Genomic DNA, 16,358 nt, shown 5'->3' with positions numbered 1-16,358 from the left:
TATTTATTTGTTCTTTTTAAAAGTTATCACATTATACGTTTTACTCATTTTCTCATAGAATAAACGCTTATCTCGTTTGAAAATATGCAATACAAAATGCAATAAAATTAAACCATTGAAAATAAAGAATAATAAAAGGAAAATTATCTCTAATTGCTCATTCAATATTCTAGAAGCAATTAAAATATAATTGATACCACCAATCCCGTAATATAACAGGCCATAGCGTTTACATAATTCAATGAAAGTAATTCTCTCTCCTTGCCCTTTTACTCTAAAATGAAGAATCCATTTCCCAATTGTTTTCCCATTTGTGAAATAAGGAACAACAATAAAATAAACGAATATCCAAACGAAGCCAAGTAAAAGCTCGTCCAATTTTTCAGCAGGGTTAAATATAAATGCTATGGAAACTTTCACATTGAATATTAAAGAAGTCACAATCCCAATAACAAACCAATCCATCCAAAGAGCAAGGAAACGTCGTGTCATACGAACTGGTTTATTTTCAAAATCAACTTTTTCATCCATCGCATGTACATCTGGTAGGAAATAAGTAAATATTGGTGCAATCATATATCCAGCAAATCCACCAAGCGTATTTAAGAATAAATCATCAACATCAAATAAACGATATGGACAATTATATAGTCCATATAACCCAGTTAATTGTGTAACTTCGAAGAATAAGGAAACAAAGAATGTAATAATAACAGTTTGTAACAGATTACGACGGAAATAATATCGTAAATAAACGCCTAATGGTAACAATAAAAGAAAATTAAATGCTACCTGTAAAAATGCACGCTCTTTCAAGATACCAATGTATGACATCGGGTTCGCAAAATTCACCTTTGTTTCTCTCAAGATGTCCATAATTGAAGTAAAAGGCGTTATTTGATAATGCTGTGTTCCTGGACGTTGCATGCTACACGTATCAAACGTTGCCGGAAACGGTAAAATAATTAAATAATAGGCCGCCATTGAAAATAATAATAAAGAGTACAAAACAAGCATACGTAAATAATTAATATACCCATGTTTGCGATACTGCCAAATTAAAAAAGGAATTAATAAAATAAAACCAGCGATTGGAAATGTAATAATCGCCGTTTTAATTGGGAATAAATAAGCACCCAAGTTCTTCACCTCCAAAATATACAACATTCGCTATTATAACAAATTTTTCTTTTTATTCCATTTTCAGTTTTATTTGTTTTTTCATTCAATTCATTTAGTTTTCAAGTTAACTTATTACTCATCAAAAGGACTCTAAAGAACTACTACTTACCAGTAATTCTTTAGGGTCTTTTCATGTATGCAAAAAAACATCTACATGAAGGTTCCTTACAAAAATGTAAGATTCCAGTTAGATACATCGATGTTTGCAACATTTAATCACTTGTACACTAACAATAGTTAACCAAGCAACACTTCGACATTAATCTGCTGTCATCGCAAATTTAATACATGCACTAAAAATCATTATAGAAAGGATAGGTAGATTATGAATGTAATAAAACAAAGCTTACCTCAAAAAAATCGAATTGTTGATTTAGATGTCATACGAGGTTTTGCCTTAATTGGCATTTTCTTAGTGAATATAAATATGTTTTTTACCGAAGCAGGTGTCTCCAATAAAGGATTACCTGGTGCCAAGTGGATTGACATTCTTGTTGATGCCAAATTTTACGCAATTTTCTCTTTGTTATTTGGTGCAGGGGTATCTCTATTCCTCACCCGAGCAAAAACAAAAGGTCAACCATATTTGGTATATATACGCCGCATGGTTGTACTAGTCCTCATCGGTTTATTACATGCTAATGTTTGGGGCGGAGATATACTACGTTCGTATGCAATCATTGGCCTGTTATTATTGGCTCTTCATAAATTACCAGGTAAATGGTTGTTAGGAATTTCTTTAAGTTTACATGTAATGGGAATTGTCGTTAATACATTATCCTATGATTATTTACTAGGCGGGCATCCCAACATGCCACCTTTACTCAATATTCTTCAACTCATTCTCTCATTATTTGCACCTTTAATATACTTTATAGAAGGTTTCTCATTAATGCAGATTGATGCTCTAAAGAAATTAAAGAAGAGTCCTAAGCTTCATACAGCACTCATTATGATTCTTAGTAGCATTTGTATCGTTGGAGTAGCTATACAGTTTCTAACACCTAGTGCAAAAGCATATTTTATCCTAAAAATTATTTTACAACCTCTTCTGGCATTACTTTACACTTTAATCCTTGTAGCTCTACTGAAGAGTACGATAGGGAGCACTGTGTTAAAACCATTACAAGCTTACGGAAGAATGGGAATGAGTAATTATTTGGGCCAGACTATTATGGGGATGTTTATTTTACCACTATTCCTAAACGTATTTTCATCAGCATTCGCTATGGTGAGTGTGTGTTTCCTAACATGGATTCTCCAAATCGTGCTTAGCAACGTTTGGCTAAAATATTTTAGTTTTGGACCTATAGAATGGATTTGGCGCTGCTTAACTTATTGGAACTTAGTGCCTATCCGAAAAAAATAATAGTAAGAAATAACATATAGGAGGCTATAAAAATGCAAAGACCTGTTGTAGACGTAAAAAATGTTCAGAAAGTATATGGTAAAAAAGGTGAAATCAATCATATGCCTTAAAAGGTGTATCATTTTCAATCCGAGAAGGTGAATTTGTCGGTATCATGGGACCATCTGGATCTGGAAAAACAACATTACTAAATGTAATTTCTACATTAGATAATGCAACGGACGGAAAAGTTGAAATTGCTGGAACTGATATTACAAAAATGAAGCAAGGCGCACTCTCTGATTTCCGCTCCAAAAAATTAGGATTTATTTTTCAAGACTTTAACCTTTTAGAAAATTTATCAATCTATGAAAATATTGCATTGCCACTTTCCTTGCAAGGTGTTCCTTCTCGAAAGATTGGGCCAAAAGTAACGAAAGTAGCAGAGATGTTAGGGATTTCATCATTACTTCAAAAGTATCCTTCAGAAGTATCTGGTGGACAAAAGCAACGTTCTGCTGCTGCACGTGCACTCGTTCATGAACCAGCGATTATTTTAGGAGATGAACCAACAGGAGCACTTGATTCTAAAAATGCAACTAGCCTTTTAGATGCAATGAAAAGTCTTAATGAAGAGCAAAATGTTTCAATTATGATGGTTACCCACGATCCATTTAGCGCAAGTTACTGCCAGCGTATTTTGTTCATTCAGGATGGAGAGCTGTATAAGGAACTACATCGTACAACAAACCGTGAAATGTTTTATAAAGAAATTTTAAATGTACTTGCTGATTTGGGTACACAAAAAGCATAAGAAAGGAATTTACAACATGTTACTCAAACTTTCCATGTCAGGACTAAAAAGTAAAATAAGAGACTACATTGTCTTATTAATTGGGCTTGTTATGTCCATTTCAATCTTTTACATGTTCCAAACACTAGCAATGAATGATTCATTTATTAAAGCAAATTCGATGATTAGCTCTATTGGGATCATCTTCCAAGTTGGTTCATTTTTATTGGCAACTATCACGTTTTTCTATATCCTATATGCCAATTCATTTTTACTGTCATTAAGACAAAAAGAGTTCGGTATGTATATGATGTTAGGTGCGAAAAAATATAAAATTACGCTACTCATGTTTATGGAAACTTTAGCTATCGGGATCACTTCACTTATTATTGGGATTGGAATCGGTATCGGACTTTCTAAAGGAATTGGACAACTTCTTATGAAAGAATTAGAATTTGCTTCCGATGGATACCACGCTCTTTATATTCCATCTATTCGTGTAACAGTAATATTTTTCTTCATCCTGTTTTTCTTAGCTGCCATTATGAATATAGCGAAACTATCTCGCATTACAATATTACAACTCGTTCATTCTGAGATGAAAATAGACAAGCCTTCCGTAAAAGGGATTAAAACATTCTTTGTAGCAGTAATTGGTGCTGGTTCATTAGCAATTGGATATGCAGCATTAATAAATATAAAGGCTTTATCATTAGCTGGATTTCCTATCGCTACAGTAGCAACGACATTAGGAACATATCTTATTTTCATCTCTTTATTACCGCTAACTATTAGATTACTGAAAAAAATTAAACCATTAAATGAAAAAGGATTAAACTCATTTACTTTTTCTCAATTAAGCTTCCGCGTAAATGATTTAACAAAGGTATTAGCAACTGTAGCAATGTTAATTGCACTTGCAGTTGGAGCAATTGCTGGCGGAATGGCTTTTAAAAACAATATTAGCCTAACTACTGATATTGCTAGCCTATACGACGTATCAGTTCATAATCCAACAGCAGATGAGAAAAAAATATTAAACAAGATCAAATTTGAAGAAAAAGCGAACTATCGCTACAAAGTAGATCAAAAATTCGTTTATTACTTGAAAGAAGACTTAGAAAAAAATCGCCCTCTTGTTCAAAATGGTTTCGGGCAAAAGAAAGTCGGTCAAGTAGAACGAACTGCAAATGAACTTCCAGTCGGAGCAATTGTAAAGAAAGGTGCAAATGATACAATTGGTGGTCTTGCTCTTTCTGAAGAATGGAAGAATGCATTCAAAGAAATACAACCTGAATACTTATACAAACAACAACATATAAAAATTGTAGACCAAAAAATGTACAATCAAATAACAACAAAGGAACAAAATGTTATAATTGGAAAAACAAATGATTTCGCAGCGTATAAGAAAGAATGGAAAGAACTTGATCAATTACAATTAGCAAAATATAAACATATAACTAAAGATCAATTAAATAGTAAATTTAGCTTTTACGAAATTATGTACACTTTCACAAGTGGTACAGTCTTTATGGGCTTTTTCTTAGGAATTGCTTTCTTAGCTATGATGGCAAGTTGCTTAATGTTCAAAATCCTATCTGGTGCAACGAAAGATACAAAGCGCTATCAAATGTTACGTAAAATAGGAGTTCGTCGTGAGCTATTAGCAAGATCAATCTATAAAGAGTTATTGTTAGTATTCTTATTCCCAGCTACCATTGGTATCTCCCATGTAATTGTTGGTATGAATATGTTCTCTTTCATTTTGATTGATCCATACTTCCGCATTTGGGTTCCACTCGTAATTTTTGCGGTGATCTATACTATTTACTACTTAATTACAGTTCAATTGTACAAAGGTATTGTACTTCCGAAAGAAAGATAATAAAAAAGCTGGTGACATGCTGTCATCAGCTTTTTTATATCCTATATCCATCATCCATCTACTATGCTAATATATGTACTTGATTCTATTTTTAATTTTCAACACCTGAGTTGAATAAATGAAAGGAGCTATGTTATTGCAACATGTGAAACAACTACTGAGAAATTTTCTATATTTTTTCTTCAGCAAACAAATTGAAAAGTTTCTAACCTATAACTTAAGAAAAAAAACAAATACATTTATTCGTATCGCTATTTATATGTATTTAGGAACCAAAATTATTTCCGTACTCTTTAATCTTAAGACATCTTACGGAGTAGGGCTCTTTAATATCGGCTGGCTTATAAGCATGTCACTCTATCTATATTTCGCTAAAAATATTTACTTCGAAATGAAACAAGAGCATCAAAAAGTGAAAGAGCTAACCTTCTTTTCTCTCTTTGACTCCAATAAAGATTTACCTTATCGAAGATATATTTACAAGTGCTATACAAAAATATTGTATAGCTTACTTATCGCTGCATCGAGCTTCAATAGCTTATTACAAATTAATGCATCCATCTCACCGTCTATTTCAGACCTAGTCTCTAATGTGATGCATATGATTTTACTTCTAAGTGCAGTGACAGTAACCAGCCTTTATCTTGCACTACAATGGACAAATATATTAATGACAATACTATTAATACTCTCTTCTGTTATCACTGGAGCGATAATAAGTACTGGTTTATTATCAACAATAGGCAATTTAACTCATTTTGACCTTTTAAATAACTTTTCCATCATTTTAACAATTTTCATTGGCATTATTGTTCAAATGGGAATTGTATGGATACGCCCTCCTTATCAGCTAAGTCGTACAGAAAATGCTTTTTTTATATCCAATTCACTGATTGCTACAACGCTATTATTACTAGTTATTTTTATTCAAGATATTTCTGTACTAAATGGCGGAGAAACGAATTTAGAAAAGAAAGCTCAATTAGCCTTATTACCTTATACAGTTGGTGCAACCATTAATTTTATGTATATAAAGTTTAAATCTAATCATATCGCCCAAAAAGCAGAAAAAAACATGCTAGAAGTTATCTATTTGTTAGAAGAAAATGATATCGATCTTCTTTCTCCTACACAAAAACAAAAAATAGTCACTAAAATCAAGAAATGTGTCTATTACGGTGGGACATCATTCCGCTTACTTCTCCTTATGAATCCAGAAACGAAACAATTTATAAAAAACATGAAGTTAGATGATAGAACTCCATAAAAGCATCTATCTCAGGCCTCGGCTATTCTTTCAATAGAATAGCCTTTTTTCATACTTCTGTAAGATTCCTTACAATACTGTAAGCCAATCGTTAGTTACTTCGATGTTTCCAATCTTACATTTCATATAAACTAAAAGTAGATAATCAATCAACAATAAAAACACTTTTAAAGGAGCGAATTCTCATGAAAGAAAACCAAAACTTATTATTCAACCAAATTGTTACTGTTTCTTGCTTAGGCGGCTTCGTTTTACTAACTGGTGTTGCGGCTATTACTAAAATCGCTCAACAACTTTTCATGTAATATACACTTTTACTTTCATTGCAATCATACATTACTAAATTAATTAAAGGAGCGAATTCTCATGAAAGAAAACCAAAACTTATTATTCAACCAAATCATTACTGTTTCTTGCTTAGGCGGTTTTGTTTTACTAACTGGTGTTGCTGCTGTTATTAAAATCGCTCAACAACTTTTCATGTAATATTTCTTCATTACTACTTTAACTTTAAAATCATTCAAGATGACTAAAAATCACTTTTTATATAGATAGATTTCAAAATAAGGGTTCCTTACAAAAATGTAAGTTTCCAGTTAGATACATCGATGTTTGCAAACATTTATTCCTTGTAAACTAATAACTAGTTAGTCCAATTTAAACACACAAATAACTTATAGAGGAGTTTTCATATGAAAAAATTACTTGCTTCATGCGCTACTTTTGCACTATTCGCTAGCTTTGCGGTTGGTTGTGATTTATCTTCCCCAATCAAAATGGGTTCAAAGGAATACTACGTTCAAATCCAAGGTGAGGGTAAAATGGAAGATAATCAACGCCTTTATACTTTACCTACTTACGATGAAAACGGAAATGAAAAAACAGTTACATTTAGTAGCCAAAAGAGAGAAAATGATAAAAAACTTAAAGAAAATGCATTTTTACGCCTTTACATTAAACAAGAGGATGAAAAGAAAACAGATATACCAAACACAGAAGTTAAATCTTATGAAGAAGTACAGAAATCAGATTTACCTGCAAAAACAAAAGAGAAATTAGGTATAAAATAACAGATGATTATCAAAAAAAAATAAAAGGAGTAGCTCTTATTAAATAAGAGCTACTCCTTTTATTTTTTGGAAGCATTAGTTTACCACAAACAAAAAGAACCATAACCTCACCAACCTGGCAAGATTATGGTTCATATCATACAAAATAAAAAACCACCAAATATGTATTGGTGGAGACGGTGGGAGTCGAACCCACGTCCAAAAATATCGGCACTTAAGCTTCTACGAGTGTAGTCGATATATTAGCATTTCGCGAACTCTTCAGCCTATCGACAGGCTTCCAAGTTGCTAGTCTGGTTGTTCTCTTCCTTTGTCCTCAGACGGCGAACTCCGGCGTAGTCCACTTAGTTTGAGTCCCTTACCCTACCACATGGACGATGGAGGGAGGAACCTTTAGTGCAATTAAGCAGCTAAAGAAAGATTGTTTTGTTTGCCAATTATAGGCTTTGACGTTTTAACGAGGCCGATCCCCTCGACTCGCAACCTAAGCTCGAACTATCCCTGTCGAATCCGTAACGTCCCCATGATAAAAATGGAGCATACGAAGAAAATTTCGTGATAGCTACTAAGAGCTGTTTTTCAATGTGCAACAACCTTACATAAGTTATTATAACATACGCGCGCCGTTTTACAAATGTAAATATCTGTATTACATCTTTTGACGATCACGGAACGCGCGTGCAATTTCACGTTTTGCTTCTTTCTCTTTTAAATCGTGACGCTTATCATATTGTTTCTTACCTTTTGCTAAACCAAGTGCCATTTTCGCAAATCCATTTTTCAAATAGATTCTAAGTGGAACTAGTGCGTAACCCGTTTCTTTTGCAGCTCCTGCTAATTTATCAATTTCTTTTTTATGCAGAAGTAACTTTCTCGTACGAAGCGGATCGTGGTTGAAACGATTTCCTTGTTCGTACGTACTAATATGCATATTATGAACCCATACTTCACCATTATGTACACGTGCAAACGCATCTTTCAAGTTCACTCGTCCAGCGCGAATTGACTTAATTTCCGTTCCTTGAAGGACAAGCCCTGCTTCGTATGTTTCTTCGATGAAATAATCATGAAAAGCTTTTTTATTTTGTGCAATAACCTTACCTGAACCTTTTGGCATATAACGTCCCTCCTCTATTTTTACTATTGTAACAAATGTAAACAAAAAGCGAAAGTGGCTCGCTTAGAATCTTTGGACATTGGAACTCCCGACAGAGAAGCGCTTTTTGCTTCGTCCGAGGGAGTGAAATGGCCAACAGATTCTAGCCACTGTAGCTGGATTCCATAAAAAGCGAAAGTGGCTCGTTCTCCAGCCACTAAGAAAAAAGAAAAAGCCCCGCTTTTTATCAAAGCGAAGCCATCCTTTTCTTACTTACGCTTTTTCTTCTTCTTCTTGAATCCTGGTACGTTTTCGAAGAATGCTTTTTTCTTCTTGCCGTTACCATCTTTTTTCCCTGGTTGGCTAGCGGACGCGGATGCAGATCCTCTTCCTTTACCTTTGCCACCACGGTCAAATTTTCTACCTGTGCCACGTTCTCCGCCGCGCTCATTACTGCGTTCGCTACGTCCGCCGCGTTTCTTTCTGCCTGTTCTTGGCTGTTCAATCACGACTGGACGATCTTTGAACTTACGACGAGGCGTACCTTTCATGCCAACGATTTCAAAGTCGATTGCTCGCTCGTCTTTGTTTACGTTAATAACGCGAATTGTAATTTCGTCACCGATGCGGAATACGTTACCTGTACGTTCTCCGATCATTGCGAAATGCTGCTCATCATAACGATAGTAATCATCCGTTAAGTAGCTAACGTGTACAAGACCTTCAATTGTATTTGGAAGCTCTACGAATAAACCGAAGTTTGTTACAGAGCTAATCATACCGTCATACTCTTCGCCGATCTTATCAAGCATATATTCTGCTTTTTTCAGCTCGTCTGTTTCACGTTCTGCTTCAACTGCACGACGCTCCATATTAGAAGAGTGCTCTGCAATCTCAGGTAATTTTTCACGCCATTTTGCTTGTGTTTCATTGTCGACTTTACCGTTAATGATGTATTCACGAATTAATCGATGAACAATCGTATCTGGGTAACGACGAATTGGTGATGTGAAATGTGTGTAGAACTCAGTTGATAAACCAAAGTGACCTAAACTTTCTGCATCGTAACGCGCTTGCTTCATAGAACGAAGCATAACTGTTGAAATGACTACTTCTTCAGGCTGCCCTTGAACCATTTCAAGAATTTGTTGTAGCGCACGAGGGTGTACTTCATTTGCACGTCCTTTTACTGCATATCCGAAGTTCGTTACAAACTCGAAGAAGCGCTCTAACTTATCTTCTTTCGGATCTTCATGGACACGGTACATAAATGGTACGTTCATCCAGTGGAAATGCTCTGCTACTGTTTCGTTTGCAACAAGCATAAATTCTTCAATTAACTTCTCTGATACAGAACGATCACGCATAACAACGTCTGTCGGTTTTCCTTCTTCATCTACTAATACTTTCGCTTCTTTAAAGTCAAAGTCGATTGCCCCGCGGCGCATACGTTTTTCACGTAAAATTTGTGCCAATTGGCCCATCTCTTTAAACATCGGTACGAGCGGCTCATAGCGTTTAATTAATTCTTCGTCCTCATCTTCTAAAATGCTTCTTACGTCAGCATACGTCATACGCTCTGTCGTTTTAATTACACTTTGGAAAATCTCGTGTTTAACAACGTCACCTAAATTATTGATTTCCATTTCACAAGATAACGTCAGACGGTCTACTTTCGGATTTAATGAACAAATACCGTTAGATAGACGATGCGGAATCATCGGAATTACACGGTCAACAAGATATACACTCGTCGCTCTTTCCGCTGCTTCTACATCAATCGGAGAACCTTCTTGAACGTAATGACTTACGTCCGCAATGTGAACACCAAGCTTGTAGTTACCGTTCTCAAGTTTCGTTACTGTAACAGCGTCATCTAAATCTTTCGCGTCTGCACCGTCAATCGTTACGATCATTTGGTCACGCAGGTCACGGCGATCTTTTAAATCTTCTTCTGAAATCGTTTCTGGTACACTGTTTGCGTGCTCCATCACTTCTTCAGGGAATGCTAAAGGCAAATGATGTTTATGGATAACAGATAAAATATCTACTCCTGGATCATTTTTATGACCTAGAATTTGAATAACTTCACCTTCTGCACTTAAACGATTCTCTGGATAGCTCGTAATTTTCACAACTACTTTATGACCTTCTACAGCGCCCATTGATGCGCTTTTCAATACAAAAATATCACTTGTCCAGCGTTTATTGTCAGGTATAACAAACCCAAAGTTTTTCGATTCTGTATATGTACCAACTAACTCTTTTGTTCCGCGTTCTAAGATGCGTACAATGGAACCTTCTTGACGCGAACCACTCGATTGGGAACTAAGGCGTGCTAATACTGTATCGCCGTGAAGTGCACCGTTTAATTCTGTAGGCGGGATGAAAAGATCATCGTCTCCTGTTTTCTTCTCGTCTGGTACAACAAATGCAAAACCACGCGCATGTCCAATTAACTTACCACGTATTAAATTCATCTTTTCAGGAAGACCGTAACGGTTGCTACGAGTACGAATAACGAGTCCCTTTTCTTCCATCGTTACAAGCGCCTTTACAAAATCTTTAAAGCCCTCAGAACCTTCAATCCCAAATGCCTCTTCTAACTCTTGTATCGTTAGCGGTTTATACGCTTCTTCTCTCATAAATAATAATAACTTATCAATATGTTCTTGTATGATTTCTTCCAAGCAAAAATACCTCCTTTAAAACCTTATATTATTTAGTGTATCCGAAAGATAGGGGATGTATAAAGCGAAACTTCAATACTCCCCTTATGATTTTTACAGTTTTCACAAAAAATTCCTTATGAAAAAAAGAGGCAACTAGATCTTACCAATCTAGTTGCTCCAAGAAGTTATATACATCCTCATGTAGCTCGTCACGCTGCTTATCAAGTGTAATGACATGCGTAGAGTCTTCATACCATTTAATGTCTTTTAACGTTGATTCTACACCGTTATAAATAATGTTCGCACTATCTGTATTAATCATTTCATCATGACGCGCTTGTACAACAAATGTTGGTGCATAAATCATGTCCACATTGTTACGTACGTCAGCAATTAATTGTTGTAATGCTTTTAATGTATTCATCGGTGTCTTTTGGAATTCCAACATTTCTTGTTCGATTTGCTCTGGTGATTTTTGCTCACGCTTTTTATATTCGCGGGCATATGCCAATATACCTTGGTACATCGTTTCTTCACTCTTAATATACATTGGTGCACACATTGGTACTACACCTAAAACCGGTACTGTATAACCTAATTTTAGTGAAAATACTCCGCCAAGTGACAATCCAACGACAGCAATTTTCTCAAATCCTTTATCTTTTAAAAGCTGATATGCCTCCGTTACATCTTGCCACCAATCTTCAGGACCTGTATGAACAAGCTCTTCTGGCGGTACTCCGTGCCCTTTATAAATTGGCGCATGACAAGTGTAGCCTTTCTTTTCTAAGAAACGCCCTAACATACGTACATCAGCTGAGTTTCCTGTGAATCCATGTAGTAATAAAACAGCGCGGTCTCCACCCTCAAATGTAAATGGTTTCGGAGATGCTAATTTCATCATGTACTTCTCCTCTTTCTCTTCTGTAATCTAGTCGTATTCTTTCTATATCTAGTGTACCATATTTATATTTCTATAATCTAATTAGAAACATCTTTCAAATGGCAAAACAAAAAAAGAAGAACCATTAGTACATCCTACTAACGCTTCTTCTTTCAATTCTATAAGTTTAAGTACGTAACACCAATTGTTAATGCGAAGAACAATACAGCTAAAACAATTGTAATACGGTTTAATACCGCTTCAATTCCACGTGCTTTTTGCTTACCAAATAATTGCTCTGCACCGCCTGAAATTGCACCTGAAAGGCCTGAGCTATTACTAGACTGCATAAGTACCATAACAATCATTAAAATCGATACAATAATAAGTAAAACGGATAATAACGTATGCACTTGGCGTACCTCCTACAAAGATTCAGTTATTGTAACTGTAGCATAAATTCTATAGAAAAGCGAGAGCTATAGAGGCGCTCTCGCTTTTCTTCCCTTACATAAACATCATTGCAAATAACGGTCCGAGCAAACATGTTAAAATGGCTGTTAATGTCATTGTTACCGATCCAATAACACCTTCATGTTCATTATTTTTCATCGCTCTCATCACGCCCATAATATGAGAAGCACATCCAAATCCGATACCTTTACCAACTGAGTTTGTAACGCGGCTCCATTTTAATAAAAGCGGGCCGGTAATTGTTCCCGTAATACCTGCAATAACAACGAAAGCTGCTGTTAATGACGGTACACCACCAACTTGCTCCGAAACACTCATCGCAACTGGCATTGTCACCGATTTTGGTAAAGAAGATAAAATTAAGCTTTTATCTGTTCCCATAAGTGACGCAATAGCAAAGTCACTTGCAATGGCAACTGTTGTACCTACTAATACACCACCGGCAATCGGTACAACATACTTTTGCAGAACGTGACGTTGTTTATAAAGAGGAATTGCAAATGCTACAACACCGGGTCCAAGTAGCTTTGCAATCCAGCCGCCACCACTTTCCATATAATGTTGATATGGTATATCAAGCACGATAAATAGGAAAGCCATTAATCCTGTTGCTACAAGCATTGGAATGGTGAATGGTGTTGGAAATAATTTATAGATTTTTTTAGATAATTGATATAATAGCACCGTAAAAAGAACCCAACCGATCCCGATTAATATTTGACTCATCGCGACTCTCTTTCCTTTCTATTCGCAAGATATTGTCCTGTATGTCCTGCGACAATAATGATTAAAAATGTACTCGCTACAACTGTAATGAAAAGAGAAATTCCTTTACTCATAAAAAAAGCACCGTAATTCATTAGGCCAAGCGTTGGCGGAATTAATAAAAACGGCATAATAGCAACGAGTGTTTCTGCTCCTAAATCGAACCATTTCACTGGAAGAACTTTTAGGCTAAGTAAAACAAGTAAGAGGAACATTCCAATCAAACTTCCTGGAATCGGAATATTTAACATTTCTTGTACCCAAGTTCCAACCATATAAAAAACGTAAAGAGCAGCAATTTGGACAAGAATCTTTGTAAATTTCATGTTCATCATCCCTCTTGTTTATACGATCTTCTGTTAATATCTTTATCATAGTATAAATTGTAAAAAGCTGCAATTTATCAACTTGACATCAAAAAACGCCTATGTTATACGCTTACAACCTTGATATGACTACATTTCTAAAAGAAAATTAAGTCAAAAACCTTGACCTAATATAAGAAGTTTTTATTTTCTGAATTTTAAAGGTTGTTATTTCAATAAAATAATCTTTTTATCCTTAAGCTTACATATATATAAACAAGATAGGTGGTGAACATATGCCCAAAAAAGTTCTTATTTTTTGTGATCCTGGCATTGATGATACGATGGCTCTCCTCCTAGCATTCTTTATCGATGAAATAGAAATCATCGGTATTGTTGCTGATTACGGCAATGTTCCAAAAGAGATGGCCGTACAAAATGCTCATTTTCTTAAGAATGAAACAAGGAATAGAAATATTAAGATATTCGGTGGTTCAGAACGCCCTCTTACTGGTGCCCCGCCTGCTTTTTTTACAGATGTACACGGGAAACAAGGACTTGGGCCAATTATTCCAAATGGGAATGTGACTAACGGAGAAATGGAGAATTTCTTTGAAGTGATTCCTCTTATTGAACAGTATAAAGATGAATTAATTATTGTAAGTTTAGGAAGACTTACCTCTCTAGCAATTTTATTTATCATGTGCAAACAGTTAATGAAACAAATTAAATCTTACTACGTAATGGGCGGTGCCTTTTTACATCCTGGTAATGTCACCCCTATTTCTGAAGCAAACTTTTATGGTGACCCTACTGCCGCTAATATAGTCCTTCAATCCTCACCTAACATGTACATCTATCCATTAAACGTCACCCAATATTCCATCATTACACCAGAAATGGCTGAATATATTGAAGCAAAAGGAAAAGCCCCACTCGTCAAACCGTTATTCGATCATTATTACTACGGCTATTATAAAAATGCTCTACCACATTTAAAGGGTAGCCCCTTCCATGACACAATGCCAATACTCGCTTTACTTGATAACTCTATGTTTACGTATCACAAATCCCCTATCGTTGTCATGACAGAATCCTCTGCACAAGGAGCAAGCATAGGGGAATTTCGTTCTTTAGTGAACCAAAAGCCATTTATTGATTGGCCGGGTCATCAAATTGCAATTGATTTTGATTATAACAGTTTCTTTAAACATTTCATGTCACTTATGACGGGGGAACAATTTTAGCATAAAAAAACAGACCGTGATTTCTCACGGTCTGTCGTTATTTTCTACAATTATCGTTTGATGTTGTAGAAAGATTTGATACCATCGTAAACAGCGATTTCGCCTAGTTCGTCTTCGATGCGTAATAATTGGTTGTACTTAGCAATACGGTCAGTACGGCTCATAGAACCAGTTTTGATTTGGCCAGCGTTAGTTGCAACTGCGATGTCAGCGATTGTAGCATCTTCAGTTTCACCAGAACGGTGAGATACAACTGCTGTGTAACCAGCACGTTTAGCCATTTCGATAGCTTCGAAAGTCTCAGTTAAAGTACCGATTTGGTTAACTTTAATTAAGATTGAGTTAGAGATACCTTTTTCGATACCTTCAGCAAGTTTTTGAGTGTTAGTTACGAATAAATCGTCACCAACTAATTGTACTTTGCTTCCAAGACGCTCAGTTAATAATTTGTGACCATCCCAGTCGTTTTCGTCTAAACCATCTTCGATAGAGATGATTGGGAAGTCTTTGCAAAGCTCTTCGTAGAAATCAACCATTTCTGCAGAAGTTAAGCCAGTACGGCCTTCGCCTGCAAGGTCATATTTACCAGTTTCTTTGTTGTAGAACTCAGAAGAAGCAACGTCCATTCCTAAGAATACGTTCTCGCCAGCTTTGTAACCAGCTTTTTCGATAGCTTCGATGATTACTTCTAATGCTTCACGGTTAGAACCAAGGTTTGGAGCGAATCCACCTTCGTCACCTACTGCAGTGTTAAGACCTTTGTCATGTAATACAGCTTTAAGTGCATGGAATACTTCAGCACCCATACGGATTGATTCTTTGAATGTTGGAGCACCAACTGGTAAGATCATGAACTCTTGGAAGTCTACGTTGTTATCAGCGTGAGAACCACCGTTGATGATGTTCATCATTGGAGTTGGTAATTGTTTTGCATTGAATCCACCAAGGTAACGGTATAATGGAAGACCTACGAAGTCAGCTGCTGCGTGAGCTACTGCCATAGATACACCAAGGATAGCGTTAGCGCCTAGTTTACCTTTGTTTGGAGTGCCATCTAATTCGATCATAGCACGGTCGATACCAGCTTGGTCAGTTACGTCGAAACCAACGATTTCTGGAGCGATAATTTCGTTAACGTTGTTTACTGCGTTAACAACACCTTTACCAAGGTAACGAGATTTGTCACCGTCACGTAATTCTACTGCTTCGTGTTCACCAGTAGATGCACCACTTGGTACGATAGCGCGTCCGAAAGCGCCGCTTTCTGTGTAAACTTCTACTTCTACAGTTGGGTTACCACGAGAGTCAAGGACTTCGCGAGCATAAACATCAATAATTGTTGACATAATAAATTCTCTCCTTTTTATA

Annotated in this window: 15 protein-coding genes, 1 other RNA gene and 1 pseudogene; 8 read left to right on the top strand and 9 right to left on the bottom strand. The window is 35.9% G+C overall.

Translation table 11 applies throughout. The annotated features are described in order from the left end of the window. Positions 1-3 precede the first annotated feature (3 nt). Positions 4-1,140, bottom strand: a complete 1,137-nt coding sequence (locus QCI47_RS01930) for a VanZ family protein (RefSeq protein ID WP_309422162.1) — start codon at positions 1,138-1,140, stop codon at positions 4-6. A gap of 367 nt (positions 1,141-1,507) precedes the next feature. On the opposite strand from QCI47_RS01930, the gene QCI47_RS01925 reads away from it, so the two are divergent. The 7 genes and pseudogenes from QCI47_RS01925 (at position 1,508) to QCI47_RS01895 (ending at position 7,548) form a co-directional block, all read left to right on the top strand. Then, the gene (locus QCI47_RS01925; RefSeq protein WP_309422160.1) at positions 1,508-2,551 is read left to right on the top strand and encodes a DUF418 domain-containing protein; all 1,044 of its coding nucleotides are present in this window, start codon (positions 1,508-1,510) and stop codon (positions 2,549-2,551) included. Positions 2,552-2,583: 32 nt separating this feature from the next. After that, a pseudogene (locus tag QCI47_RS01920) lies at positions 2,584-3,344 on the top strand (ABC transporter ATP-binding protein). 16 nt (positions 3,345-3,360) lie between these two features. Beyond that, positions 3,361-5,211, top strand: a complete 1,851-nt coding sequence (locus QCI47_RS01915; protein WP_309422159.1) for an FtsX-like permease family protein — start codon at positions 3,361-3,363, stop codon at positions 5,209-5,211. Between the two features lie 118 nt (positions 5,212-5,329). Beyond that, positions 5,330-6,478 (top strand): AcrB/AcrD/AcrF family protein, encoded by a 1,149-nt coding sequence (locus tag QCI47_RS01910; protein WP_353811682.1) that lies wholly within the window; start codon positions 5,330-5,332, stop codon positions 6,476-6,478. Positions 6,479-6,663: 185 nt separating this feature from the next. After that, entirely contained in the window at positions 6,664-6,783 is a 120-nt protein-coding gene (locus QCI47_RS01905; protein ID WP_000662470.1) for a DUF4027 family protein, read from the top strand. A gap of 61 nt (positions 6,784-6,844) precedes the next feature. Beyond that, the gene (locus tag QCI47_RS01900; protein ID WP_000662467.1) at positions 6,845-6,964 is read left to right on the top strand and encodes a DUF4027 family protein; all 120 of its coding nucleotides are present in this window, start codon (positions 6,845-6,847) and stop codon (positions 6,962-6,964) included. A 206-nt stretch (positions 6,965-7,170) separates the two neighbouring features. Beyond that, the gene (locus tag QCI47_RS01895) at positions 7,171-7,548 is read left to right on the top strand and encodes a YxeA family protein (protein WP_000734548.1); all 378 of its coding nucleotides are present in this window, start codon (positions 7,171-7,173) and stop codon (positions 7,546-7,548) included. A 168-nt stretch (positions 7,549-7,716) separates the two neighbouring features. Here the strand turns inward: QCI47_RS01895 and ssrA are convergent. The 7 genes from ssrA to QCI47_RS01860 form a co-directional block, all read right to left on the bottom strand. Further along, positions 7,717-8,071: a transfer-messenger RNA gene (gene ssrA / locus QCI47_RS01890) on the bottom strand. 126 nt (positions 8,072-8,197) lie between these two features. After that, positions 8,198-8,665: an SsrA-binding protein gene (gene smpB / locus QCI47_RS01885; RefSeq protein WP_001123902.1), complete on the bottom strand. Its 468-nt coding sequence runs from the start codon at positions 8,663-8,665 to the stop codon at positions 8,198-8,200. A gap of 248 nt (positions 8,666-8,913) precedes the next feature. After that, the gene (gene rnr, locus QCI47_RS01880; RefSeq protein WP_048557391.1) at positions 8,914-11,334 is read right to left on the bottom strand and encodes a ribonuclease R; all 2,421 of its coding nucleotides are present in this window, start codon (positions 11,332-11,334) and stop codon (positions 8,914-8,916) included. A gap of 142 nt (positions 11,335-11,476) precedes the next feature. Continuing rightward, the gene (estA, locus tag QCI47_RS01875; RefSeq protein WP_000761976.1) at positions 11,477-12,217 is read right to left on the bottom strand and encodes a carboxylesterase; all 741 of its coding nucleotides are present in this window, start codon (positions 12,215-12,217) and stop codon (positions 11,477-11,479) included. Between the two features lie 161 nt (positions 12,218-12,378). After that, positions 12,379-12,612, bottom strand: a complete 234-nt coding sequence (secG, locus tag QCI47_RS01870) for a preprotein translocase subunit SecG (protein WP_000557262.1) — start codon at positions 12,610-12,612, stop codon at positions 12,379-12,381. Positions 12,613-12,706: 94 nt separating this feature from the next. Further along, positions 12,707-13,399, bottom strand: coding sequence for an LrgB family protein (locus tag QCI47_RS01865; RefSeq protein ID WP_000078304.1), 693 nt, complete (start codon positions 13,397-13,399; stop codon positions 12,707-12,709). Continuing rightward, positions 13,396-13,764, bottom strand: a complete 369-nt coding sequence (locus QCI47_RS01860; protein WP_000673222.1) for a CidA/LrgA family holin-like protein — start codon at positions 13,762-13,764, stop codon at positions 13,396-13,398. The genes QCI47_RS01865 and QCI47_RS01860 overlap by 4 nt, the downstream gene beginning before the upstream one ends. Positions 13,765-14,039: 275 nt before the next feature. On the opposite strand from QCI47_RS01860, the gene QCI47_RS01855 reads away from it, so the two are divergent. Beyond that, positions 14,040-14,990: a nucleoside hydrolase gene (locus tag QCI47_RS01855; protein WP_001125027.1), complete on the top strand. Its 951-nt coding sequence runs from the start codon at positions 14,040-14,042 to the stop codon at positions 14,988-14,990. 50 nt (positions 14,991-15,040) lie between these two features. On the opposite strand, the gene eno is transcribed toward QCI47_RS01855, so the two are convergent. Further along, positions 15,041-16,336, bottom strand: coding sequence for a phosphopyruvate hydratase (gene eno / locus QCI47_RS01850; RefSeq protein ID WP_000103957.1), 1,296 nt, complete (start codon positions 16,334-16,336; stop codon positions 15,041-15,043). Between the last annotated feature and the right edge of the window lie 22 nt (positions 16,337-16,358).

The sequence above is a fragment of the Bacillus cereus group sp. RP29 genome (genome assembly GCF_040459765.1).
Classification (GTDB): Bacteria; Bacillota; Bacilli; order Bacillales; family Bacillaceae_G; genus Bacillus_A; species Bacillus_A paranthracis.
Note: the sequence above shows the minus strand (reverse complement) of the source record. Positions and strands in the feature narration are given on the sequence as shown.

Excerpts from the sequence above, each read along its gene's own strand:
- QCI47_RS01925 (WP_309422160.1), top strand. The coding sequence starts at position 1,508 with ATGAATGTAATAAAACAAAGCTTACCTCAAAAAAATCGAATTGTTGAT.
- QCI47_RS01915 (WP_309422159.1), top strand. The coding sequence starts at position 3,361 with ATGTTACTCAAACTTTCCATGTCAGGACTAAAAAGTAAAATAAGAGAC.
- QCI47_RS01910 (WP_353811682.1), top strand. The coding sequence starts at position 5,330 with ATGAAAGGAGCTATGTTATTGCAACATGTGAAACAACTACTGAGAAAT.
- QCI47_RS01905 (WP_000662470.1), top strand. The coding sequence starts at position 6,664 with ATGAAAGAAAACCAAAACTTATTATTCAACCAAATTGTTACTGTTTCT.
- QCI47_RS01900 (WP_000662467.1), top strand. The coding sequence starts at position 6,845 with ATGAAAGAAAACCAAAACTTATTATTCAACCAAATCATTACTGTTTCT.
- QCI47_RS01895 (WP_000734548.1), top strand. The coding sequence starts at position 7,171 with ATGAAAAAATTACTTGCTTCATGCGCTACTTTTGCACTATTCGCTAGC.
- smpB (WP_001123902.1), bottom strand. The coding sequence starts at position 8,665 with ATGCCAAAAGGTTCAGGTAAGGTTATTGCACAAAATAAAAAAGCTTTT.
- estA (WP_000761976.1), bottom strand. The coding sequence starts at position 12,217 with ATGAAATTAGCATCTCCGAAACCATTTACATTTGAGGGTGGAGACCGC.
- QCI47_RS01865 (WP_000078304.1), bottom strand. The coding sequence starts at position 13,399 with ATGAGTCAAATATTAATCGGGATCGGTTGGGTTCTTTTTACGGTGCTA.
- QCI47_RS01860 (WP_000673222.1), bottom strand. The coding sequence starts at position 13,764 with ATGAAATTTACAAAGATTCTTGTCCAAATTGCTGCTCTTTACGTTTTT.
- QCI47_RS01855 (WP_001125027.1), top strand. The coding sequence starts at position 14,040 with ATGCCCAAAAAAGTTCTTATTTTTTGTGATCCTGGCATTGATGATACG.
- eno (WP_000103957.1), bottom strand. The coding sequence starts at position 16,336 with ATGTCAACAATTATTGATGTTTATGCTCGCGAAGTCCTTGACTCTCGT.